The sequence below is a fragment of the Paraburkholderia sp. D15 genome (assembly GCF_029910215.1).
Classification (GTDB): Bacteria; Pseudomonadota; Gammaproteobacteria; order Burkholderiales; family Burkholderiaceae; genus Paraburkholderia.
In genome coordinates this window covers 3,172,303-3,194,856 of sequence record NZ_CP110395.1, presented here as the reverse complement: position 1 = coordinate 3,194,856, position 22,554 = coordinate 3,172,303, and the positions used below count along the sequence as shown (strand labels likewise).

19 protein-coding genes are annotated in these 22,554 nt (G+C 63.9%); 13 read left to right on the top strand and 6 right to left on the bottom strand.

Annotated features, from left to right (window positions below; genetic code table 11):
* Window positions 1-43 precede the first annotated feature (43 nt).
* Window positions 44-1,753: a glutamine--tRNA ligase/YqeY domain fusion protein gene (locus tag LFL96_RS13695; protein WP_280995766.1), complete on the bottom strand. Its 1,710-nt coding sequence runs from the start codon at window positions 1,751-1,753 to the stop codon at window positions 44-46.
* Between the two features lie 580 nt (window positions 1,754-2,333).
* On the opposite strand from LFL96_RS13695, the gene ggt reads away from it, so the two are divergent.
* Together ggt and LFL96_RS13685 are read left to right on the top strand one after the other, a co-directional pair.
* Window positions 2,334-4,025, top strand: a complete 1,692-nt coding sequence (ggt, locus tag LFL96_RS13690) for a gamma-glutamyltransferase (protein ID WP_281000750.1) — start codon at window positions 2,334-2,336, stop codon at window positions 4,023-4,025.
* A 267-nt stretch (window positions 4,026-4,292) separates the two neighbouring features.
* Window positions 4,293-4,871, top strand: coding sequence for an alpha/beta hydrolase (locus LFL96_RS13685; protein WP_280995765.1), 579 nt, complete (start codon window positions 4,293-4,295; stop codon window positions 4,869-4,871).
* 24 nt (window positions 4,872-4,895) lie between these two features.
* On the opposite strand, the gene LFL96_RS13680 is transcribed toward LFL96_RS13685, so the two are convergent.
* Window positions 4,896-6,116 (bottom strand): CaiB/BaiF CoA-transferase family protein, encoded by a 1,221-nt coding sequence (locus tag LFL96_RS13680; RefSeq protein ID WP_280995764.1) that lies wholly within the window; start codon window positions 6,114-6,116, stop codon window positions 4,896-4,898.
* A 329-nt stretch (window positions 6,117-6,445) separates the two neighbouring features.
* Here LFL96_RS13680 and alaS point away from each other — a divergent pair, with 329 nt between their 5' ends.
* Window positions 6,446-9,070 (top strand): alanine--tRNA ligase, encoded by a 2,625-nt coding sequence (gene alaS, locus LFL96_RS13675; protein WP_280995763.1) that lies wholly within the window; start codon window positions 6,446-6,448, stop codon window positions 9,068-9,070.
* Between the two features lie 248 nt (window positions 9,071-9,318).
* Here the strand turns inward: alaS and LFL96_RS13670 are convergent, their stop codons facing one another.
* Window positions 9,319-10,224: a LysR substrate-binding domain-containing protein gene (locus LFL96_RS13670; protein ID WP_280995762.1), complete on the bottom strand. Its 906-nt coding sequence runs from the start codon at window positions 10,222-10,224 to the stop codon at window positions 9,319-9,321.
* Between the two features lie 212 nt (window positions 10,225-10,436).
* Between LFL96_RS13670 and LFL96_RS13665 the strand changes: the two genes are divergently transcribed.
* The 8 genes from LFL96_RS13665 to LFL96_RS13630 all read left to right on the top strand — a co-directional run bounded on the left by LFL96_RS13665 (window position 10,437) and on the right by LFL96_RS13630 (window position 17,189).
* A complete protein-coding gene (locus LFL96_RS13665) occupies window positions 10,437-11,744 on the top strand; it encodes a YbfB/YjiJ family MFS transporter (protein ID WP_281000748.1) in 1,308 nt (435 codons plus the stop codon).
* Between the two features lie 81 nt (window positions 11,745-11,825).
* Window positions 11,826-12,218 (top strand): hypothetical protein, encoded by a 393-nt coding sequence (locus LFL96_RS13660; protein WP_280995761.1) that lies wholly within the window; start codon window positions 11,826-11,828, stop codon window positions 12,216-12,218.
* A 112-nt stretch (window positions 12,219-12,330) separates the two neighbouring features.
* Complete coding sequence (locus tag LFL96_RS13655; protein ID WP_280995760.1) at window positions 12,331-12,861, top strand: NUDIX domain-containing protein; 531 nt, start codon at window positions 12,331-12,333, stop codon at window positions 12,859-12,861.
* 2 nt (window positions 12,862-12,863) lie between these two features.
* Entirely contained in the window at window positions 12,864-13,313 is a 450-nt protein-coding gene (locus LFL96_RS13650; protein WP_280995759.1) for a thioesterase family protein, read from the top strand.
* 4 nt (window positions 13,314-13,317) lie between these two features.
* Window positions 13,318-14,256 carry a branched-chain amino acid ABC transporter permease gene (locus LFL96_RS13645; RefSeq protein WP_280995758.1) on the top strand — a complete coding sequence of 313 codons (939 nt, stop codon included), beginning with the start codon at window positions 13,318-13,320 and terminating at the stop codon, window positions 14,254-14,256.
* 169 nt (window positions 14,257-14,425) lie between these two features.
* Window positions 14,426-15,640 carry a branched-chain amino acid ABC transporter permease gene (locus LFL96_RS13640; RefSeq protein WP_280995757.1) on the top strand — a complete coding sequence of 405 codons (1,215 nt, stop codon included), beginning with the start codon at window positions 14,426-14,428 and terminating at the stop codon, window positions 15,638-15,640.
* A complete protein-coding gene (locus LFL96_RS13635) occupies window positions 15,637-16,473 on the top strand; it encodes an ABC transporter ATP-binding protein (protein ID WP_280995756.1) in 837 nt (278 codons plus the stop codon). Before LFL96_RS13640 ends, LFL96_RS13635 begins: the two co-directional genes overlap by 4 nt.
* Window positions 16,470-17,189 (top strand): ABC transporter ATP-binding protein, encoded by a 720-nt coding sequence (locus tag LFL96_RS13630; protein WP_280995755.1) that lies wholly within the window; start codon window positions 16,470-16,472, stop codon window positions 17,187-17,189. Before LFL96_RS13635 ends, LFL96_RS13630 begins: the two co-directional genes overlap by 4 nt.
* Before the next feature lie 42 nt (window positions 17,190-17,231).
* On the opposite strand, the gene LFL96_RS13625 is transcribed toward LFL96_RS13630, so the two are convergent.
* Complete coding sequence (locus LFL96_RS13625; RefSeq protein WP_280995754.1) at window positions 17,232-17,705, bottom strand: cupin domain-containing protein; 474 nt, start codon at window positions 17,703-17,705, stop codon at window positions 17,232-17,234.
* Window positions 17,706-18,939: 1,234 nt separating this feature from the next.
* Here LFL96_RS13625 and LFL96_RS13620 point away from each other — a divergent pair.
* Together LFL96_RS13620 and LFL96_RS13615 are read left to right on the top strand one after the other, a co-directional pair.
* Window positions 18,940-19,776: a DUF5677 domain-containing protein gene (locus tag LFL96_RS13620; protein ID WP_280995753.1), complete on the top strand. Its 837-nt coding sequence runs from the start codon at window positions 18,940-18,942 to the stop codon at window positions 19,774-19,776.
* A gap of 129 nt (window positions 19,777-19,905) precedes the next feature.
* Entirely contained in the window at window positions 19,906-20,892 is a 987-nt protein-coding gene (locus tag LFL96_RS13615) for a hypothetical protein (RefSeq protein ID WP_280995752.1), read from the top strand.
* 140 nt (window positions 20,893-21,032) lie between these two features.
* Here LFL96_RS13615 and LFL96_RS13610 read toward each other — a convergent pair whose 3' ends face one another.
* A complete protein-coding gene (locus LFL96_RS13610) occupies window positions 21,033-21,329 on the bottom strand; it encodes a YrhB domain-containing protein (RefSeq protein WP_280995751.1) in 297 nt (98 codons plus the stop codon).
* 252 nt (window positions 21,330-21,581) lie between these two features.
* Entirely contained in the window at window positions 21,582-22,451 is an 870-nt protein-coding gene (locus LFL96_RS13605) for a LysR family transcriptional regulator (protein ID WP_280995750.1), read from the bottom strand.
* Window positions 22,452-22,554 lie beyond the last annotated feature (103 nt).

Genomic DNA, 22,554 nt, shown 5'->3' with positions numbered 1-22,554 from the left:
GTTGCGCACATTCGGATGCGCCGCGACCAACGGTCGCCCAAGCTTACGCCGGCTTGCCCCAACTGTCGCGCAGGCTGACGATCCGGTTGAACACCGGCTTGCCGGGGGTCGAATCGACGCGGTCGGCGACGAAATAGCCATGACGCTCGAACTGATAGCGCTGTTCCGGCAGCGCTTCGCGCGCGCCCGGTTCGAGGTACGCGTTGACCACGCGCTTCGAGTCCGGATTCAGCGCGTCGAGGAATTCGCGGCCGCCGGCGTCCGGTTGCGGTTCCTTGAACAGGCGGTCGTAGATGCGCACTTCGGCGGGGCAGGCGGTGGCCGCGCTGACCCAGTGGATGTTGCCCTTGACCTTGTAGTTGTTCGCGCCTTCGGTGCCCGACTTGCTGTCCGGGAAGTAGTTGCAATGCACCGCGACCACGTTGCCGTTCTCGTCCTTGTCCGCGCCCACGCATTCGATCACGTAGCCGTAGCGCAGCCGCACCTTGTTGCCCGGGAACAGGCGGAAATAGCCCTTCGGCGGCGTTTCGTTATAGTCCTCGCGCTCGATCCACAGTTCGCGCGAAATCGGAAACTCGCGCACGCCCTGTTCCGGATGATGTGGATGGACCGGCGCGCTGCACGGCTCGCTGACGCCTTCCGGGAAGTTGTCGATGATCAGCTTGACCGGGTCCAGCACGGCGACCGTGCGCGGCGCCTTCGCGTCCAGATCGTCGCGCAGCGCGCCTTCGAACACGCTCATGTCGATCCACGAATCGACCTTGGTCACGCCGATGCGCTCGCAGAACAGCTGGATCGATTCCGGCGTGAAGCCGCGGCGGCGTACGCCGACGATGGTCGGCATGCGCGGATCGTCCCAGCCGTCCACGTGGCCTTCGGTCACGAGTTGCAGCAGCTTGCGCTTGCTGGTGATCGCATAGGTCAGGTTCAGACGCGAAAACTCGATCTGTTGCGGCAGCGGGCGCGTGAAAATGCCGGCCTCCGCGAGTTCGTTCAGGATCCAGTCGTACAGCGGACGATGGTCTTCGAACTCCAGCGTGCACAGCGAATGCGTGATGTTTTCCAGCGCGTCCGAGATGCAGTGCGTGTAGTCGTACATCGGGTACACGCACCATTTGTCGCCGGTGCGGTAGTGATGCGCGAAGCGGATGCGGTAAATGACCGGGTCGCGCATGTTGAAGTTCGGCGACGACATGTCGATCTTCGCGCGCAGCACGTGCTCGCCTTCCTTGAACTCGCCGGCCTTCATGCGGCGGAACAGGTCGAGGTTTTCCTGCACCGAGCGGTCGCGGAAGCGCGACGGCGTGCCGACCTCGGTGGCCGAACCGCGGTTGGCGCGCATTTCCTCGGCCGACTGGCTGTCCACGTAGGCCTTGTTGCGTTCGATCAGCAGTTCCGCGAACTCGTACAGCTTGTCGTAGTAGTCGCTCGCGTAGTAGAGCTGTTCCTTGCCGTCCTTCTCCCATTCGAAGCCGAGCCAACGCACGGCGTCGATGATCGAATCGACGTATTCGACGCTTTCCTTTTCCGGGTTCGTGTCGTCGAAACGCAGATGGCACACGCCGCCGTAGCTGCGCGCCACGCCGAAATTCAGGCAGATGCTCTTGGCGTGGCCGATGTGCAGATAGCCGTTCGGCTCCGGCGGAAAGCGCGTTTCGACGCGCTGGCCCCATTTGCCGCTGCGGTTGTCGTCGTCGATGATGTTGCGGATGAAATTGGATGCCGCTGGCGCGTCGTTGCGTTCGGTATTCATGCGAGAAGGTGAAAGTCGGTCGGGGCGCGTGATGCGCTCACTGATCCGGCAATTCTACCTGACGCGTCCCTTCGCGGCAGGCGAATGCGGCGCGCAGCCAACGTTCGAGCGGTTTCGGCGGGTTTTCCCCGTCGGCTGGACGGGCCGCAAGCTGCGTTTAAGGTGCTGTAACAGGAGGTAAAACGGTTTGTTGGCCGCCAGGTCAGCGACTTAGCATGCGTGCGGCCCCTCGCAGCTTTCGCGTTTTTCGTGTCCCTTGCGGCCCTCGCGTTCCTTGCGTTTCTCGCGTGTCCTGCGTGTCCTGTGTCTCGTGAGTCTTGGAATCTTCGAGTCTTCGAGTCCTCGAATCTTCGATTCACGCATTCGCGCCGCTGCGTCGTGCCCCTCATTCCCCGGAGTATCTCGGATGTCTGTTTCGACCCAAGGCGCGCGTCGCGCGCGTTTCGTTTCTGGTTCCTGTCTGGCCGCTGACTTTCCTGACCGCGGTGGGTCCGCCACCGAGTCTCGCGCCTGGCTGCGCGGTCTGGCGCGCCGGTTACCCCGGTTCGCGGCGGCGTCCGCCGGATTCGCGTTGCTGGCGATGAGTCTCGCGCCGGTCGCCGCGCTCGCGAAGACCGCGCCCAAGCCGGTGCTCGACGCGTCGGCGGTGGCGGCGCCGGACCGCTACAGCGCGGACGCCGCGCAGCAGATTTTCGCGGCCGGCGGCAACGCGATCGACGCGGCCGTGGCCATGGCGTTCACGCTGGCCGTGACGCGGCCGGACGCGGGCAACATCGGCGGCGGCGGGTTCATGACCGTGCTGATGGACGGCAAGCCCTACTTTCTCGACTACCGCGAGCGCGCGCCGCAACAGGCGACCCGCGACATGTACCTCGACGACAAGGGCAACCTGCTGCCGGGCTTGAGCGCGGTCGGGCATCGCGCGGTCGGCGTGCCGGGTACCGTCGAAGGCATGTGGGAGGCGCAGCAGCGTTTCGGCAAACTGAAGTGGAAGCAGGTGCTGGCGCCCGCGATCCGCTATGCCACCGACGGTTTCCCGGTCGAGCCGTGGCTGCAGCAGCGCCGCGACGCGGCGGCGAAGAACTTCGCCGGCAAGACCAACTTCGACGCCTACTTCTCGAACCTCAAGGCGGGCGTCACGTATCGCCAGCCGGAACTCGCGCAGACGTTGTCGCGCATTGCCGGCGACGGCGGCCGCGAGTTCTACGAAGGGCGCACCGCGGACCTGATCGTGCAGCAGATGTACGGCCACGGTCTCGTCACGAAGCAGGATCTGACGCAGTACAAGGCCGTGTGGCGTCAACCCCTCACCGCCGACTGGAACGGTTATCAGGTCGTCACCGCGCCGCCGCCGAGTTCGGGCGGCGTCGGCCTGATCCAGATGCTGAAGATGAAGGCCGATCTGAAGCAGGCGTTCGATGGCCTCGAACTGAACTCCGTGCCGTACATCCATCTGATCGCGCAGATCGAGGACCGCGTATTCGCCGACCGGCAGCAGTACCTGAGCGATCCGGATTCGTCGACGGTGCCGGTGGGCAAGCTGCTCGACGACGCCTATCTCGCGCAGCGCGCCGACGAAATCAAACCCGACGAAGTGCCGGGCGCCGCGCCGGTGAAGCCCGGTCTCGCGGATGCGGCCGGGTCGGCGGAGAAGGCGCAGACCACGCATTTCTCGGTGGTCGACAAGTGGGGTAACGCGGTGTCGAACACGTACACGTTGAACGGCGATTTTGGCTCGGGCGTGGTGGTGGACGGCGGCGGTTTCCTGCTCAACGATGCGATGGACGATTTCGTGACGAAGCCTGCGGGCGGGGCCGCGGCGGGTTCGGGTTCTGCTGGCGTGGCTGCGTCCGGTACGGGTGGCGGTGATGACGTCAATACGATCGCGCCGGGCCGGCGGCCGCTTTCGTCGATGACGCCGACCTTGCTGCTGAAGGACGGCAAGGTCGCGCTCGCGATCGGTACGCCAGGCGGATCGCGAATCATGACCACGCTATTCCAGGTGATGACCGATCTGTACGACTTCGGCATGAGCCCGACGGATGCGCTCGCCGCGATGCGCTTCCATCATCAGTTGTTGCCGCAAAAGACGATCTACTTCGAGCCGTATCGACCGATTGCGGGTGAGCTGGCGGAACAGCTGCGAGCGAAGGGGTACACGCTCGACGAGCAGAGCTTCACCGGCGACGTGCAGTTGATTCGCGTGGAGGGCACTACGCCTGAACCGGCGGCCGATCCGCGTGGCGTCGGGGTGGGGCGTGTGATACGGTGACGCGGCTTCGGCTTCGGCTTTGGCTTCGGCTTCGGCTTTGGCTTCGGCTCCGGCTCCGGCTCCGGCTCCGGCTCCGGCTCCGGCTTCGGCTTCGGCTTCGGCTTCGGCTTTGGCTCCGGCTCCGGCTCCGGCTTGAGTGCCGCGACGCAGAGCAACCCGGCGCGACGCAGCCCGGTCCGTGCCGACACTGAAGCCGACGACGCCTCACGCGACAACGACAACAACACCATCAACAACAATCACACTCGACCACACACGGCGAACACGATGACCAAGCCCAACACCTTGCTGGTCCTGCCCGGCTATCAGAACTCCGGCGCGGGCCACTGGCAAACCCGCTGGGAGGCACTCGACCCGGCGTTCAAACGCGTACAGATGCCGGACTGGGATCACCCTTCACGCGATGCATGGTGCCGCACGCTCGAGGCCGCCGTCACCGCCGCCGCCGCACCGGTCGCGTTCGCGGCGCACAGTCTCGGCTGCCTGACGGTCGCCTTCTGGGCGACGCAATATGCGAGTGCCGCGCAACTCGCGAAGGTAGCGGGCGCGTTGCTGGTGGCCGTCCCCGACCCTGCTGGAGAGCAGTTCCCGCAGGACGCAAGCGGCTTCGCGCCGGTCCCGCTCGCACGTTTGCCGTTCGCGAGCATGGTGGTGGCGAGCAGCGACGATCCCTACGGCGGTCTGCCGTTTTCGCAGCACTGTGCGACTGCGTGGGGTAGCCGCTGGATCGGCATCGGCCCGCGCGGCCATATCAACGCGGACAGCGGGCTCGGCGATTGGGACGAGGGCCGTCGATGGCTGGATTCATTCGGCGAATCGTTCGGTGCCCGGCAGCCTGGCAACTGAAACCCGCCCCCAGACCACCCGCCGTCAAATCACCGACTGCTTCCTCAACGCATCGATCCGCGCGTCGTCGTAACCCAGCACGTCGCGCAGTACGTTGTCCGTATGCTCGCCCAGCGTCGGCGGTGCGCTCACCGCCTGCGGCGGTGTCGCGGACATCTTGATCGGATTCGGCACGAGCTTGACCTCGCCGCCCGACGGATGCGGCAGATCGACCCGCATCCCACGCGCCAGCACCTGCTCGTTCTCGAACACTTCGCCGAGATCGTTGATCGGTCCGCAGGGCACGCCCGCCGCCTCCAGCGCGGCGATCCATTCGCGCTTGCCCTGCAGCCGCACCATCTCCGCGAGCATCGGCACCAGCGTTTCGCGCTGACGCACGCGTGCCGGATTGGTGGCGAAACGCTCGTCGTCGGCCAGTTCCGGGCGGCCGCCCGCCTCGACGAACTTGCGGAACTGCCCGTCGTTGCCGACCGCGACGATGATCCAGCCGTCGCTCGTCTGGAAGGTCTGGTACGGCACGATGTTCGGATGCGCGTTGCCCCAGCGCACCGGCGGCCGGCCGCTCGCGAGGAAGTTCGAGTTCATGTTGGCGAGCATGGCCACCTGCACGTCGAGCAGCGCCATGTCGATGTACTGGCCTTCGCCGGTACGGTCGCGGTGCGTGAGCGCCGTCAGCACGGCGACGCTCGAGTACATGCCTGTCATCAGGTCCGCGATCGCCACGCCGGCTTTCTGCGGACCGCCGCCGGGCTGGCCGTCGCGCTCACCGGTGATGCTCATGAAGCCGCCGATACCCTGCACGATGAAGTCGTAGCCGGCGCGCTGCGCGTACGGCCCGGTCTGCCCGAAGCCGGTCACCGAACAGTAGATGAGATCCGGCTTCACCTCCTTGAGCGACGCGTAGTCCAGGCCGTATTTCTTCAACTGGCCGACCTTGTAGTTCTCCAGCACCACGTCGCTTTGCGCCGCCAGTTCGCGGATGATCCGCTGGCCCTCGGGCGTGGCGATGTCGACGGTGACCGAGCGCTTGTTGCGATTCGCCGCCAGGTAGTACGCGGCCTCGCGCGTGTCCGCGCCGTCCGGCGTCTTCAGGTAGGGTGGCCCCCAGTGCCGCGTGTCGTCGCCGACCTCCGGGCGTTCGACCTTGATCACGTCGGCGCCGAAATCGGCGAGGGTCTGTGCGCACCACGGGCCGGCGAGCACGCGTGTGAGATCCAGTACGCGGATATGACTGAGAGCGCCCATGTCGTTCGATGTCTCCTAGGTAGCCGTTGCGGCGCGTGACGGGCCGCGAATGCAGGCAATCTTAAGCGATCCGGGCGCGCGGGCGCAGTCAGCCGAACGCCATAGGACGAACATGGGACGATTCTCGGGCGACGAAATGCGCGGCGGACCTCATGCCCGATGTCCGATGCTGCCCGTCCTGACCTGGCCGAATGGCTAACGGACGGGCGGTGCCGTCGCGCAAGGGCGCCGATCCCGTATAATCAGTCGTTTAAGAATCACACAGTTGGCGCATCGCTCGATGCCGCCGGTAACAGCCAGGGAACTGGCAAACCCGTCCCCCGCACGCTATGAAAGCCGCCGAAATCCGCGAGAAATTCCTCAAGTTCTTCGAATCGAAGGGCCATACGATCGTTCGCTCGTCGAGCCTTGTGCCCGGCAACGACCCGACGCTGCTCTTCACCAATTCGGGAATGGTGCAGTTCAAAGATGTGTTCCTCGGCGCGGAATCGCGCCCGTATTCGCGCGCCACGACCGCGCAGCGCAGCGTGCGCGCCGGCGGCAAGCACAACGATCTGGAAAACGTCGGCTACACCGCGCGTCACCACACGTTCTTCGAAATGCTGGGCAATTTCTCGTTCGGCGACTACTTCAAGCGCGACGCGATCCATTACGCGTGGGAGTTGCTGACGAGCGTCTACAAGCTGCCGAAAGACAAGCTGTGGGTGACCGTCTATCAGGAAGACGACGAAGCGCACGACATCTGGGCGAAGGAAGTGGGCGTGCCGGTCGAGCGCATCATCCGCATCGGCGACAACAAGGGCGCGCGCTACGCGTCGGACAACTTCTGGCAGATGGCCGACGTCGGCCCGTGCGGCCCGTGCTCGGAAATCTTCTACGACCACGGTCCGGACGTGTGGGGTGGCCCGCCGGGATCGCCGGAGGAAGACGGCGACCGCTACATCGAAGTGTGGAACCTCGTGTTCATGCAGTACAGCCGCGACGCGCAAGGCAACATGACGCCGCTGCCCAAGCAGTGCGTCGACACCGGCATGGGTCTGGAGCGGATCGCCGCGGTGCTGCAGCACGTGCACAGCAACTACGAAATCGACCTGTTCCAGGCGCTGATCAAGGCGGCGGGCCGTGAAACCGGCGTGACCGACCTGACCAACAACTCGCTGAAGGTGATCGCCGATCACATCCGCGCGTGCTCGTTCCTGATCGTCGACGGTGTGATTCCGGGCAACGAAGGCCGCGGCTACGTGCTGCGCCGTATCGTGCGCCGCGCGATCCGTCACGGCTACAAGCTCGGCAAGAAGGGGTCGTTCTTCCATCGCATGGTGGCCGACCTCGTCGCGCAGATGGGCGAGGCGTATCCGGAACTGAAGGAAGCGGAACAACGCGTGACGGACGTGCTGCGTCAGGAAGAAGAGCGCTTCTTCGAGACCATCGAGCACGGCATGTCGATTCTCGACAGCGCGCTGGCCGATCTGGAAGCGAAGGGCGGCAAGACGCTGGACGGCGAACTCGCCTTCAAGCTGCACGACACGTACGGCTTCCCGCTGGATCTGACGGCGGACGTCTGCCGCGAACGCGAAGTGACCGTCGACGAACCCGCGTTCGACGAAGCCATGGCGCGTCAGCGCGACCAGGCGCGCGCGGCCGGCAAGTTCAAGATGGCGCAAGGCCTCGAATACTCGGGCGCGAAGACCACGTTCCACGGTTACGAAGAAATCGTCTTCGACGACGCGAAGGTGATCGCGCTGTACGTGGACGGCGCGTCGGTGCAAGCGGTCGAGGCGGGTCAGCAGGCGGTCGTCGTGCTGGATCACACGCCGTTCTATGCGGAATCGGGCGGCCAGGTCGGCGACCAGGGTGTGCTCGCGAACGCCAGCGTGCGTTTCGCGGTGGCCGACACGCTGAAGGTGCAGGCCGACGTGGTCGGCCATCACGGCACGCTCGAACAGGGCACGCTGAAGGTCGGCGACGTGGTCAAGGCGGAAATCGACGCGGTGCGGCGCGCCCGCACGGCCCGCAATCACTCGGCCACCCACCTGATGCACAAGGCACTGCGTGAAGTGCTCGGCTCGCACGTGCAGCAGAAGGGGTCGCTGGTCGACGCGGACAAGACCCGCTTCGACTTCGCGCATAACGCGCCGATGACGGACGAGCAGATTCGCCGCGTCGAGGAAATCGTCAACGCCGAAGTACTGGCGAACGCGCCCGGCGTGGTTCAGGTCATGCCGTTCGACGAAGCGGTGAAGGGCGGCGCCATGGCGCTGTTCGGCGAGAAGTACGGCGACGAAGTGCGCGTGCTCGACCTCGGTTTCTCGCGCGAGTTGTGCGGCGGCACGCACGTGAATCGCACCGGCGACATCGGTCTGTTCAAGATCGTGATGGAAGGCGGCGTGGCGGCGGGTATTCGTCGCGTGGAAGCGATCACGGGCGATAACGCGGTGCGTTTCGTGCAGGATCTCGACGCGCGCATCAATGCGGCGGCGGCGGTGCTGAAGGCGCAACCGGCAGAGCTGACGCAGCGCATCGCGCAGGTGCAGGATCAGGTGAAGTCGCTCGAGAAGGAATTGAGCGCGCTGAAGTCGAAGATGGCGTCGAGCCAGGGCGACGAGCTGGCCGGCCAGGCGATCGAAGTCGCCGGCGTGCATGTGCTCGCCGCCACGCTCGAAGGCGCGGACGTCAAGACGCTGCGCGAGACCGTCGACAAGCTGAAGGACAAGCTGAAGAGCGCGGCGATCGTGCTGGCGGCGGTCGAAGGTGGCAAGGTCAGCCTGATCGCCGGCGTGACGGCGGACGCAAGCAAGAAGGTCAAGGCCGGCGAACTGGTCAACTTCGTCGCGCAGCAGGTGGGCGGCAAGGGCGGCGGCCGTCCCGACATGGCTCAGGCTGGCGGTACCGAACCGGCGAATCTGCCGGCGGCATTGGCCGGCGTGAAGGGCTGGGTCGAAGCGCAGCTCTGATCTGAACTGACTGTTTGAAGTTGATTGGGCCACGTAGGGCGCCGGAACATCGGCGCGCTACGTGGCCCAAGTTTTTTGCGCGGCGCTTTCGGGCGTGTCCGAGGTCCGGGCGGTTCGCCGCGCGCCGTGTGGTGCGATCCACGGGCGGGTCTTTCAAGCGGCCCCACGGCTATCGGCGTCGCTACAACGTCGAATCAACGTCGAATCAACGTCGCAACAACGCGCCCTCGGCGCAACGCTCCGCTGCATCAGACAACGCTCGCCGTCTCCGGCAATTCCACCACCTCGTCCGTCGCCGTCAACGTTTTCTTCAGCGCATTCAGCGCCGACGAAAAATGCCCGCGCCGCCACACCAGCAGCGTGTCGATCGGCCCGATTTCCGGAAGCGGATGCACGGCGATATTGCTGGCATCGGCCTGCAAATCGAGCACCGAGCGCGGCGCGACCGCGACGCCCGCGCCCGCCGCCACGCACGCGACGATCGCGTGATACGAGCCCAGCTCCAGCACGCGCGCCGGACGCACCCCATGCTCCAGATACCACTTCTCGATATACGCCCGATAAGCGCAGCCACGCTCGAACGCGACCAGCGTCGATAGCGCAATGTCGCGCACCTCGCGAATCTGCCGATGCTCGCGCGGCGTCAGCATCACCAGTTCCTCGGTGAACACGGGCACCGCTTCGAACAGTTCGTCGAGCGAGGCCGGATCGAGCGGTTCCGCGACCAGCGCTGCGTCCACTTCGAACTCGCGCACCCGCTCGATCAGCCGTCCGGTGGTTCCCGTCTCCAGCTCCAGCGCGACATCCGGCCATTGCGTGTGATAACGCGCGAGCAGGCTCGGCAGACGCGTCGCGGCGACGCTTTCCATTGTGCCCAGCCGCAGCCGGCCGCTCGGACGATCCTCGCGCACGGCATGGCGTGCCTCGTCGGCAAGCGCGAGCAGGCGCTCGGCGTAGGGCAGCAGCGTCTCGCCGGCCGGCGTCAGCACGAGGCGCCGGCCGTCGCGGATGAACAGGTCGGTGCCCAGTTGCTCTTCCAGTTGCTTGATGCGCGTGGTCACGTTCGATTGCACGCGATTGAGCTTGGCGGCGGCGCGCGTCACGCCGTTTTCTCGCACCACGGCGCGAAAGATGGTCAGTGCGGCCAGATCCATGATCTCTCCAGATGATGGTTTGTATCGTAATTATTCATTTTTAATGATCGAAACGTCAAGCTACGATGCACTGAACCCATCCGAAATGGTGGCCGTCAACGGTTGTCATCTGTCGTCATTTTGCTGTCATGTCCACGAATTCACTTGCCTCTGTCACTGCCACCGGCCGTCCGGCCGACGATCGCGCCGCCCGGCAGGCCGCGCTTGCCTGCATGGTGACCCTGGCCGTTGCGCTCGGCATCGGTCGCTTTGCGTTCACGCCGTTATTGCCGCTGATGCTTCACGGCAGCGCATTCGGCCAGCCGCACCTCGATATCCAGCACGGCGGCTGGCTGGCGTCGTTCAACTACGCGGGTTATTTCGTCGGGGCGGTGGCCTGCGCGGCGTTGCGGGTGGATGCCGCGCGGATGGTGCGGCTCGGTCTCGTGCTGACGGTGTTGCTGACGCTGGCTATGGGCATCGCCAGTCAGTTCTGGGTGTGGGCGGTGGTGCGCTTCGTCGCCGGTGCGGTCAGCGCGTGGACCTTTGTCTATGCATCCCAGTGGGGATTGCGGCGGCTTGCCGAACTCGACGCGCATGGCTGGAGCGGCGTGATCTACGCGGGCCCGGGTTTGGGGATCGCCGGTACCGGCCTGCTGGTCAGCGCCGCGGGAGGCTATGGCGCCACGGCGGGGTGGATTGGTTTCGGGTTGATCGCGGCGGTGTTGTCGTTGCTGGTGTGGTCGGCGTTTGGCGGCAAGACCGATGGCCACGCAGCCGGCGCGCCAGTGCCCAACCCGCAGGCAACTGGCAACCAGACCGAAACCGAATTCGCCGAGATCGAACTGGCGTCGATCGGTCTTTCCGCCGCCGAGCTGGACGAGGTCGAATCGGAGGAGACGGCACAGGCAGCGCGGGCGGCGCGGGCGGCGGCGAACCGAACGCCTCACTCCATCACCCCTCAACCCCGCAGCGCCGACGCTTTCTGGCTGATCCTGCTCTACGGCATTCCCGGTTTCGGTTACATCATCACCGCGACCTTCCTGCCGGTGATTGCGCGGCACGCGTTGCCGGGTTCGTCGTGGCCGGATCTGTTCTGGCCGATGTTCGGCGTCGCGCTGATGGCCGGCGCCGTGCTCGCCGCGCGCCTCCCGCTCCACTGGGACAACCGCGTGCTGCTCGCCGGCTGCTACGTGTTGCAGGCGGTGGGCGTCGGGCTCGGCATCGTCTGGCCGACGGCGGCCGGATTCTCGTTCGGCAGCATCCTGCTCGGGCTGCCGTTCACCGCGATCACCTTGTTCGCGATGCGTGAAGCGCGGCGTCTGCGTGGCGATCACGCGGCGGGGTTGATGGGTTTCGCGACGGCCGCGTACGGTATCGGCCAGATCGTCGGCCCGCTGGTGGCCGCGCCGATCGCCGCGCACACCGGTTCGTTCTCGCTCGCGCTGTGGCTGGCGGCGGCCTCGCTGGTGCTCGGCGCGGCCGGTTTGATCGCGGTGGCGCTCGCGCCGCGTGGCCACACGGTGGTGTCGTCCCGCTAAAAAACATAACGGCCGCCGGCGCACTAGAATGACCGCTTTCCGGTCATCCCATCGTGCCTGTCGCCGGGTGCGTCGCCAGTCATGCAACCTTTCGCGTCCAGCAATGACGCCGGCATCCGCCCTGACGCGCACGACGTGCCCGAAGCGCTGGACGCGTTCGACGCGCTCGACAGGCTAATCACCGCCAAACGAAGCAGCCACGAGCGGGCTTGCGGCGACGACTCGTCGAACAGCCAGATCCGCAGACCCTCCGCGCGACCTCTCCCAGACCGACTCCAACATGTTCGACGGCGTGGCAGCCAGCAAGCTCACGCCCACATCGTCGTGTCAGGCATGTCAGGCATGTCAGGCATGTCAGGCATCGCAGGCATCGCAGGCATCGCAGGCGCATCGCTCGCATCGGCCGCGTTCGCCGAATCGCCCATCGAATGGCGGAGTTACCGCAAACCCGGTTGCAGGAAATTCCCAGCGTAAGCATCATGTTCCCGCGAGAATCGAACGCGGCGTCCGCCCAGTTGCCGCGCCCGCCGCGAAGGCGATCCGACACACCCATCCGGCCACAAAACAAAGAGACGTCCCTCACGCCATGACCGATTACCGATTCTGTCCGCGCTGCGCCACGCCGTTGACCGAGCGCGCCGACCCCGAACACGAAGGCGGACGCATCCGCCAGAGCTGCCCCGATGAAACCTGCGGCTACGTCCACTGGAACAACCCGCTGCCGGTGGTGGCGGCCATCGTCGAGTACGAAGGCAAGATTCTGCTGGCGCGCAACGCCGCGTGGCCGAAAGGCATGTTCGCGCTGATCACCGGCTTCCTCGAAAACGGCGAAACGCCGGAAGAGGGCATCGCGCGGGAAGTGCTGGAAGAGACTTCGCTGCATGCCGAGACCGTGGAGCTGGTCGGCGTGTACGAGTTCATCCGCAAGAACGAACTGATCATCGCGTATCACGTGAAGGCGTACGGGACGGTGGCGCTGTCGCCGGAACTGCTCGAATACCGGCTGGTCGAGCCGGCTAATCTGCGGCCGTGGCGTGCGGGCACCGGCCAGGCGCTCGGCGAATGGATGCGGCGGCGCGGCTTGCCGTTCGAATTCGTCGAGAAGCCGGGGCAGTAACGATGAACAAACCCGCTCCGGCCGCGCGCCACGCGTATCCGCACTTCCTGCCGATCACCACGCGCTGGATGGACAACGATGTCTACGGCCACGTGAACAACGTCATCTACTACAGCTACTTCGACACCGTCGTGAACGAGTATCTGATCCGCGCCGGCGTGCTCGATTTCGAGCATGGCGCGACGATCGGGCTCGTGGTCGAAACGCACTGCAACTACTTCGCGCCGCTGGTGTTTCCGGAGCGCGTCGAGGCGGGCTTGCGGGTGGTGCGGCTCGGAACATCGAGCGTGCGCTACGAAGTCGGACTCTTCAAGGAGGGCGAAGCAGCGCCCGCCGCGCAAGGTCACTTCGTGCATGTCTACGTGGATCGCGTCACGCGACGTCCGGTGAATCTGCCCGCCGATCTGCGCGCGGCGCTCGACGCGATCACCGTTGCGGCGCAGGCGGACTAGGCGCGTGCAGTCGCTCGTCATCAATCTGCTGAACGGCGTGAGTTACGGCTTGCTGCTGTTCATGCTGTCGGCCGGGCTGACGCTGATTTTCAGCATGCTCGGCGTGCTGAATTTCGCGCATGCGAGCTTTTACATGCTCGGCGCTTACGTCGGTTTGTCGGTGGCCGCGCATGCCGGGTTCTGGAGTGCGCTGGTGATCGCGCCGCTCGTCGTCGGTCTGCTGGGGGCGGCGCTGGAGCGCTGGCTGCTGCGACGCGTGCGCGGCCACGGTCATCTCGCCGAGTTGCTGCTGACGTTCGGCGCGGCCTCTCTGCTCGGCGAACTGGTCAAGCTAGGCTGGGGGCTGAACCCGCTTTCCCTGGCGATACCGAATGTGCTCGACGGACCGCTGTTCACCGTCTACGGTGCGTCGTTCGCGCGTTACCGGGCGTTCATGATGGTGGTGTCGCTGGCGATGCTCGGCGTGCTGTACGCGGTGCTGCGCGTGTCGAAAGCGGGCTTGATCGTGCGCGCCGCGCTCACGCATGCCAGCGCCGTCGAAGCGCTCGGTCACAACGTGCCGCGCGTGTTCACCGGCGTGTTCGCGGCCGGCACGGCGCTCGCCGCGCTCGCCGGCGTGATCGGCGCGCCGCTCTTCGTGATCGAACCGGCGATGGCGGATTCGCTCGGCTCGATCGTGTTCGTGGTGGTCGTCATTGGCGGGTTGGGATCGCTGGGCGGCGCGCTGGCGGCGTCGCTGCTGATCGGCTGCGTGCAGACGCTGGCCGTCGCGAGCGACGTGTCGCTCGGCGACGCGGCCTCCGTGTTCGGCGCGTCCTTGCCCGCTCGCTGGGATGCGCTGACGCTCGCGCAACTCGCGCCGCTGATTCCGTATCTGCTGCTGGTCGCGATGCTGGCGTTGCGCCCGCGCGGGCTTTCGGGACGACGTGACGATCATGCGTAAGCGGCGAGAGGCGGCTCAGGCGGCACAGGCGGCTCAGGCGGCTCAGGCGGCGCGCGTCTCCGACGAGCCGGCGAGGTCCGCGGACTCAACCGCGTCCGTGAAGCCTGACGCGTTTGCCGCGCCGCGCACTCATGGCCCGCTGCACACATTCGCGCCATGGCTTGCGCTCATGCTGTTCCTGACCGTGCCGCCGTTCGTGTGGCCGCAAAGCTGGCTGCTCACCTACCTCGCGCAGACCGCGACGATGATCGTGTTCGCGCTCTCCTACAACCTGCTGCTCGGCGAAACGGGCCTGCTGTCGTTCGGTCATGCCGCGTATTCCGGGCTCGGTGCGCTGATCGCCGCGCACGTGTTCAACCATCTCGGCGGCGTGCCGCTGGCGGTGTTGCCGTTGATCGGCGGCATCGGCGGCGCGTTGTGCGGGGTGGTGTTCGGCGCCGTGTCGACGCGCCGCGCGGGGACCGCGTTCGCGATGATCACGCTTGGCCTCGGCGAACTCGTGACGGCCGCCGCGTGGACGCTGCCCGACTGGTTCGGCGGTGAAGCGGGCGTGTCGATCGATCGCACCAGCGGACCGTTGATTGGCAACTGGAGTTTCGGCCCCGCGGGCGAGGCGTACGCACTGATCGCGCTGTGGTGCGGACTCGCATGCGTCGCGATGTACGCGTTGTCGCGCACGCCGTTCATACGGCTCGCGAATGCCGTGCGCGACAACCCGGTGCGCGCGGCGGCGCTCGGGTGCTATCCGCGTCGCGTGCGCTATGGCGTGGTGGTGGTGTCGGCGTTTTTCGCGGGTATCGCGGGGACGCTAGGCTTGATCAACGTCGAACTCGTATCGACGGAGAGCGTCGGCATGCTGCGGTCGGGATCGGTGCTGATCGCCACGGTGATCGGCGGCACGGCGTCGTTTTTCGGGCCGGTGGTGGGCGCGGTCGTGCTGACATTTTTCAGCGTCGTGGTGGCGAGCGTGACGCGGGCGTGGCTCTTTTATCTCGGACTGTTTTTCGTGATGGTCGTCGTGATGTCGCCCGATGGTTTGGCGGGCTTCGTCGAGCGGCAGGTTGCGCGAATCGCCACGCGCGGCTGGCGGCGGTGTGCGGCGGCCTATCTGTGGAGCACGGCCGCCGCGTTGCTGTGGACGGCGGCCATCGTGCTGGCGGTGCAGTGGGCGTACGCCGTGCAGTTCGGCTCGGATGATGGGGCGGGGCTGAGTTTCGCCGGCGTGTCGCTGGACGATGCATCGTCGCTTTACGGCAGGCTCGGCGGTGCGCTGCTCGTGTTGGCCTTGGCGGGCGCCGTGACGATGCGCGTTGCGCGCCGCGCGTGGGCCGGGCTGGCAACGCCGCAACCCGGGCAGTCGCGCATGACGGGAGCCGCGCGATGATCCCCGCACTCGCGCTTTACGGCGTCACGAAACGCTTCGGCGCCACGCAGATTTTGCGCGGCGTCGATCTCGCGGTTCAACCCGGCGAGCGTCACGCGCTGATCGGGCCGAACGGCGCGGGCAAGTCGACGCTGTTCAACCTGATCGCCGGCGGCGCGCGGCCGAACGCCGGGCGCATCGATCTGTTCGGCGCGGAGATCACGCGCTTGCCGCCGGCCGCGATTGCGCGTCGCGGCCTCGCACGCAGTTTTCAAACGACGAGCGTGTTCGCGCGGCTCAGCGTGTTCGACAACCTGCGCTGCGCGGCGCAGCTTGCCGAGCGCGATCGCACGCGCTGGTGGATGCGCTTCACCGGCTCGCGGACTGTCGATGCGCGCACCGAACAGGTGCTCGATGCCGTCGGCCTGGGCGCGTACCGGCATGTGCAGGCGGGCACGCTGAGCTATGCGGGGCAACGCGCGCTCGATCTCGGCATTGCGCTCGCGGGCGGCGCGCACACGCTGCTGCTCGACGAACCGACCGCGGGGATGAATCGCGCGGAGGCGGCGCGTGCGATCGAACTGATCCGCGAGACGACCGCCGGTCGCACGCTGTTGATGGTCGAGCACGACATGGATGCGGTGTTCGCGATTGCGGACCGGATCTCGGTGCTGGTGCAAGGGCGCGTGATCGCAAGCGGCACGCCGGCGGCGATTCGCGCGGATGCGGCGGTGCGGGCGGCGTATCTGGGGGAGAGTGGCGGGGGTGGTGCGGGTGTTGCGGGCCTTGCGGGTCTTGGTAAGGGCGCCGGTAGCCGCAGTGGTGACGGTCGCGGCGAGGGCTTCGGCGCATGACGACGTTGCTCGACATTCGTGACCTCGACGCGTGGTATGGCGCGAGTCAAGTGCTGCATGGCGTGACCTTGCGTATCGATGCGGGCGACGTGCTCGCGCTGGTCGGCCGAAACGGCTCGGGGCGTTCGACGCTTGCGCGTGCGCTGATGGGGCTCGTGCGCAGCGAAGGGGCGCTGCGGTTCGCGGGACGGCCGCTTGCCGGTTTGCGCACGTTCGAGATCGCGCGATTGGGGCTGGGCTATGTGCCCGAACATCGCGACGTTTTTCCGACGCTGAGCGTGCATGAGAATCTGCAACTCGGCGTGGCGCCTGACGCACACGCACGCGGCCGTTCTCCGCGTTTTACTTTCGACGATGCGTACGCGCTTTTTCCGGTCCTGCGCGAAAGAAGACGTACGCGTGCGGGCGCGCTGTCGGGTGGCGAGCAGCAGATGCTGACGCTGGCGCGCGCGCTGCTGGGCGATCCGGATCTGTTGATCATCGATGAACCCGGCGAGGGACTGGCGAGCATCGTGATCGATCAGGTCGTGACGTGTCTGCGGATGCTGCGCGAACGCGGCGTCGCGATGCTGCTGATCGAGCAACGGCTCGTGATCGCGCGGGAACTCGCGAGCCGCGTCGCGGTGATGGGGCACGGCGAGATCGTGTTCGACGATGCGCTGAATACGTTCTTGACGCGCGACGATGTGATGCGGGAATGGTTGGGGGCGGGGTGAGATGTTGAAGGTTTTTTTGTTCCGGCTGGCGCGCGGTGAAGGTTAGTAAGGTCGGCCGTCTTTATGTTCGAACTGCCATTGCCCGGCGGGGCTCATGACGGCGACGAGATCGTCGGTGGCGTAGCTCACTTCGTCGCCTTCGATTCGGCTGCCCACTTCAATGATCGTCGCGTCCGCCGATGAATCGTTATGCAGGTGATGCGGCTCGCCGCTTGCGCGAAATCCTGCGCACATGCCGGCTTGCATGGGATAGCTGTCGGTGCCGATATGCAAGGTTACCTCGCCGCTTAGCACATATATCCACTCGTCCTGCGCCGAATGCCGATGATGCAGCGCGGACACGGCGCCGGGTTTTAGCGTCGTCAGGTTTACGCCGAATTGCTTCAGGCCGAATAAGTCGCCGAGCGGTTTCTTTTCGCGTCCCTGCATGCGCGATGCGAAGGGTTCGGGGTAATTGGATGGCTTGGTGCGGGGCGCGGCGTCGGTGGCGATGATGCAGGGTATCGGATGGGACATTTCGCGTTCCTTTGCTTTTTTTGTCAAAGCTGATGGACGCGATTTTGTGGAGGTGGGGGTGGGGTGTCAATCTTGATTTGAATAATCAATGTGAGGGGGCGGTTGTTGTTGGTTGGCTGGTGCCGTCGGGACAGCAGTGGTTGCTGACTGTGCTGATCGGAAGTCAACTTTTTGCGGTCTTCACGATTTCGCCAGCAAACGGCCGGACTCGACCCACAAGGGACGGTCGCGATTCTCCAGAGCGGTCGTTCACTGGCGAAGCAGGGCTGAAACCGGTCTCTGCGTCTTATCGACGGCGAATTCTGTGAGGCATCGCGGCGGGCTTGCGATGGTGTTGTGCCGCACTATAGAGCTATTTTCTATCCACTCACGCTCGCCAAGTATCTTCGACTCGCCTACATCCGCCAGCGCGTAGTGTTTGTTAGCGGCACTATTCGGCCGTGGCGCGTCGGCCTCCACCATCGAACGGATTTAGATTTCTTGGGCAACGTAGAATACTCAACAAACACGCTGAGTTCGCCAACGGAGTAGAGCCACGTCGCGCAAACCGTAGACCCACGCACGTTTATGCCTTCGATGTGCGTCACCCCGGCACTTCTCTTACCCGTGTCGTCCCTCAACAAGGCGAACCCAAGGGTCACACTCTCAAGCGTTTTGGCGTTTAGCAAGGCGTTGGCGAAAGGTCGTATGTCGATTGGAATGTCTTCTTCAATGATTCTGCAACCAAATAGTTTTACGAAATACAACTGTAGATAGATCGCGGCGCACCTAGTGTGATGCGGAAAGATTCGCCCCAAATCAACGTAGCCTAAGTTCGGCAACGGCAGGAAGTGCCGCCGAAGGTAGTCCGAAAACCGATCCCATGCCCTATCGTAGGGTTGAGTAAGGCTGCTGTTGCAACGATTGCAGATGAGTGCCTTCGATTTCAGCATGTCTGCTTTCACACTGCCCAATCTAACGTTTCGGCGTCGCGACGTATGAAAGAACAGTGGAGTCTTTTGCGAGACCGGCCCGAAGTAATTTCTGAGGTCGGATGCCTTGACGAGATGCTCCCCCGTTCCCGCCTCATCCCCACATATCCAACATTTCATAGTCACCCCTTCAGGGAAAAATCTACAATGCCCGTACCAAATGAACTTTTTATTGCCAGTTACCAACAATGACGTGAACGCGGCCAGTATGTTGTAAATCGTTGCATCGACCGGTTGAATCCGCCGCCGATAACAGCCGCGCTATGCTCAAGGATCGCACGGCGTTCGACTCGACATCAATGCGGTTCGCGGTGCGGTCGCGCCGCTCGGCCGAACATCACCTCAAAACCGAGGAAACGGACATGACAAAGGCTGGACCGGCGCGCGCCGCCGCGACCACGACACTCGAAGGGTTCGAAGCTCTGATAGCTCGTGCAAGTGTCGCAGACTCAGGCGAGGCACGCATCGGTGCATGCCTCATACTGACAATCTTCGAACAGTTCCGCGCGGCGCTATGCCTTATCGATGGTGGGCACGCGACCCATGCGGCGGGGCCAATTCGCTCGATGCTCGAAGGCGTGGCGGACCTGACGAACCTGTCGGCCAAAGCCGAATATCTCGACCAATTGCGCTACGAGAACGCGCGAAGTAACGTTGCAATGTTCTCTGACATCTTAAGGCTCGAAAACGTGCCGGAAGAGATCGCCGCGACTGTCAAGGAATGGAAAGAGCGTGACGACCCCGTGCGAGACGAACTGTCCAAAGCCGGAAAAGAGAGGATTTTGCTTGAGACAAAGCTAAAGAACGTGGACCTCGCAGGAATGTATCTGCATTACCGCATCCTCTGCGCGTTCGTTCACCCAAACCTCACCTCGCTTATTACTCGACATGCGGGACGGGAACGACTGACTGAGCTTGAGTATTGCCGTCTCATCGACGAACCGGTGCTCGGGATGCTGCTGATGATCGCCGTTGATCTATTGGTTCGGGCCGGAAGCGAGTTGCATCAGTTCACTGACCTAAGCGAACGGGACGTGAACGCCGTAGCCGAGGAAGCCAGGCGAACATGGGAAGCCGTCCAGGTTGAAGACGGCGAGTGATCGAATTCGACCCGTTGCGGTAGGTCGGCTCGCTCGGGACCAAACATTCGCGATGTATGCGTGACGAGCGAGTAGCGACTCAATGACGAGTTAAGATACTCGTCCGCGATGATACATCGGTACTTTTCCATGAATGAAAATTTCGATAAGCCGTCAACGATGGAGGGTGGCGCGACTACTGAAAACGTAGAGTATTTCGTTTTGCCAGCATCGCTGTCCATTTCCGAGTGGCTAGGAAGAATATCGGAACAGGCGACCGACTTGCCAGAAGCGATGGCGCAACTTGCTACTACATTCGGAGCAACTTTAACTCGAATAAATAAGGCGGCTTTGCTGCCGTACCGTATGGCTTGGTTGGGTGTTCTTGACGTGCATCAACAAGCGTTTCATCAGCAGGCAACCATTCTGGCGTTAGATCAGCTAGATCCTCTGAAGGACGATTTGAATAGTGCGGTACCCCCGCTAAGAAACACGATCGCGCATGCGAAATTCGTTGAACTCCTTGGCTCCGACGAAGGGCGAGACGCTGCTCACCGCGGTGCTGTAGAGAAACTGCATCGCTCGGCCGGCCTAGATAAAGGAGCTTTGCTTCGCGGCGCACAGGACTTACTGCTTCAGTCGGTCATTAGTGTCTGGGCGGCGCTCGAAACATTCGTTTCAGATTTCATTCGGGCTTATCTAAATCGCCGACCGGATGCATTGAATTTACTGCTGGCAGACGAAGACGCAAAAAAACGCATCGGCCGCGCCAAATGGACCCTTAGTGAGCTGATGGACATCGGCCTGGATCTGTCAGGCCGCGCTGGAGATATGGTGTTGTCAGAGAATGATTTAAGTGATCTCGTTTCAATAAAGGCTGTCCTGTTGCCACTACTAGGACGGCCGATAGGACTCACGGCGGCATTAAACAACTCCGAGCTGTTCACACTCGGGAAGTTGCGCAATCTGCTCGCTCACAGAGGAGGCACCGTAGACGCCCGGTTTGAAAAAGAGACTGATGGTCGCTGGCCGGTAGGCGCGACGGTAACTATTTACGCACGCGATCTCCAGAAATACGTTGAGGCAACTGCTTCGGTCGTTGAGCAGATCCTGACTGCTATGCACCCTTCATCGTAGCGAAATTCGGCTGGTGTCGCGATGGACCGTTCCTGGCCGACCGCCACCCGATGCGGCGGGTTCTGGTCGACCCGGAGCAGCCGTTCACTCGCCTCCCAAAACGGTCACTCAAGAATTTGCGCCGCATGTGCCGTCGTTGACTACGCGTTTGCATTTCCGCAGACGCGGAAGGCTTCGATGGATTCGACAACGGGTCTAAGGTAGCTGATGAAGGTGGAATACTCCCCCACGCGACTCACGAAGATGGGAGCGTTTCCGACCAGCGAGAAACCATGTTCTCCCGTTTCTAGAAAACGCGCTGACTGATAGTAGAAGACCCAGCCGACATCGAACTCTTGTGTGTATTCGTCGACAACAACCGCGTCGCAGCCTTCCCAACCTGCCTTGGTGATGGCACGTTGGGCAACTTCCTTTGCTTGCTCGGCTGTAAGTTCCATCAGATATTAGTGTGGATGTATTTGCGAACCGATTGTCACCAATTCAGATACTGAAGTCGAGCGGCCGATTGTGGCTGACTACTGACTTATGCTTTTCGCACAGACGAGCTGGCCAATGGTTTCGAATAACCATATCCGTATGCGCTCGGCCCGAAACCATCCCACGCAATTGTCCCAACCGCCCGCGTCTCCACAACTGCGAACCACTGCACGCAACACCAGCCAGTCGCGTAAAGCCAACAATCCCCCAACTCAAACATTCGCCAGCGCATCAATCGTCGCATCCAGAAGCGCACGCAACCGCGCAACACGACGTAAATCACGGTGATAACCCAGCCAGACATCGCGACCCGGCGGCGTTTCACCCAGATCGATCCGCCGGATCCCCGGCGTCGCATCGCCAAGCGGACAAGGCAGCACGGCGAAGCCCGCTCCTTCCGCACACATGCGCGCCTGTACACCGCGATTATTGCTGCCGAACCCGATCCTGGCCCGAGGCAGCATGCGCTTGGCCCACGCGACGTCGGGCAGCGAACCGAACGCGCTATCCATGCTGATCAGCGTGTACCCATCACCTTCGCCGCGTGACGGAGGAACGAGATCGGCGTGCCCGTACAACGCATAGTCGATGTGCATCAGCCTGCGCTGAATGACGTCGGGTTCGTCGAACGGCGTGATGCGAAATAGCAGATCCGCCTCGCGCCGTGCGAGGTTGTAGAGGCGCGAATCCGTGACGAGTTCGAGCGAGATGCCCGGGTGCCTCGCGAGAAAGCGTGCGAACACCGGCGTGAGTATGTGCATGCCGAACCAGTCGGAGGAGGACACGCGCAGCAGACCCGTCAACTGTGTCTCCTCGCCGACGAGCGCGCGCGTGAAGCCCAGCGCTTCCTCTTCCATGCGCTCGGCGTAGGCGAGGACCGCCGTGCCCTCATCCGTCAAGACAAAGCCGTCGCTCGTGCGCTGGAACAGCGTGTGGCCCAGCGTTGTTTCGAGAGCACGCAATCTGCGCCCCATGGTGGGCTGGGTCTGGCCCACGCGCTTCGCCGCTGCGCCAAGCGTGCCGCAGCGGGCAATCGCTAGAAAGATTCTGACATCGCTCCAATCCAGCTTGGCATCATTCATTTTTGCATGGCCATTGTGCGAAAACGTAGATTTACATGCGTTACAGCATAAACCATGATGAACACATCCACCCCGTTCACACGACGGAAACGCAACCGACAGC

Coding starts and splice junctions, on each gene's coding strand:
- LFL96_RS13635 (WP_280995756.1), top strand. CDS start 15,637: ATGATCCCCGCACTCGCGCTTTACGGCGTCACGAAACGCTTCGGCGCC.
- LFL96_RS13655 (WP_280995760.1), top strand. CDS start 12,331: ATGACCGATTACCGATTCTGTCCGCGCTGCGCCACGCCGTTGACCGAG.
- LFL96_RS13685 (WP_280995765.1), top strand. CDS start 4,293: ATGACCAAGCCCAACACCTTGCTGGTCCTGCCCGGCTATCAGAACTCC.
- LFL96_RS13640 (WP_280995757.1), top strand. CDS start 14,426: ATGCTGTTCCTGACCGTGCCGCCGTTCGTGTGGCCGCAAAGCTGGCTG.
- LFL96_RS13665 (WP_281000748.1), top strand. CDS start 10,437: ATGGTGACCCTGGCCGTTGCGCTCGGCATCGGTCGCTTTGCGTTCACG.
- LFL96_RS13695 (WP_280995766.1), bottom strand. CDS start 1,753: ATGAATACCGAACGCAACGACGCGCCAGCGGCATCCAATTTCATCCGC.
- LFL96_RS13670 (WP_280995762.1), bottom strand. CDS start 10,224: ATGGATCTGGCCGCACTGACCATCTTTCGCGCCGTGGTGCGAGAAAAC.
- LFL96_RS13680 (WP_280995764.1), bottom strand. CDS start 6,116: ATGGGCGCTCTCAGTCATATCCGCGTACTGGATCTCACACGCGTGCTC.
- LFL96_RS13610 (WP_280995751.1), bottom strand. CDS start 21,329: ATGGAACTTACAGCCGAGCAAGCAAAGGAAGTTGCCCAACGTGCCATC.
- alaS (WP_280995763.1), top strand. CDS start 6,446: ATGAAAGCCGCCGAAATCCGCGAGAAATTCCTCAAGTTCTTCGAATCG.
- LFL96_RS13605 (WP_280995750.1), bottom strand. CDS start 22,451: ATGAATGATGCCAAGCTGGATTGGAGCGATGTCAGAATCTTTCTAGCG.
- LFL96_RS13630 (WP_280995755.1), top strand. CDS start 16,470: ATGACGACGTTGCTCGACATTCGTGACCTCGACGCGTGGTATGGCGCG.
- LFL96_RS13660 (WP_280995761.1), top strand. CDS start 11,826: ATGCAACCTTTCGCGTCCAGCAATGACGCCGGCATCCGCCCTGACGCG.
- LFL96_RS13615 (WP_280995752.1), top strand. CDS start 19,906: ATGAATGAAAATTTCGATAAGCCGTCAACGATGGAGGGTGGCGCGACT.
- ggt (WP_281000750.1), top strand. CDS start 2,334: ATGAGTCTCGCGCCGGTCGCCGCGCTCGCGAAGACCGCGCCCAAGCCG.
- LFL96_RS13650 (WP_280995759.1), top strand. CDS start 12,864: ATGAACAAACCCGCTCCGGCCGCGCGCCACGCGTATCCGCACTTCCTG.
- LFL96_RS13620 (WP_280995753.1), top strand. CDS start 18,940: ATGCTCAAGGATCGCACGGCGTTCGACTCGACATCAATGCGGTTCGCG.
- LFL96_RS13625 (WP_280995754.1), bottom strand. CDS start 17,705: ATGTCCCATCCGATACCCTGCATCATCGCCACCGACGCCGCGCCCCGC.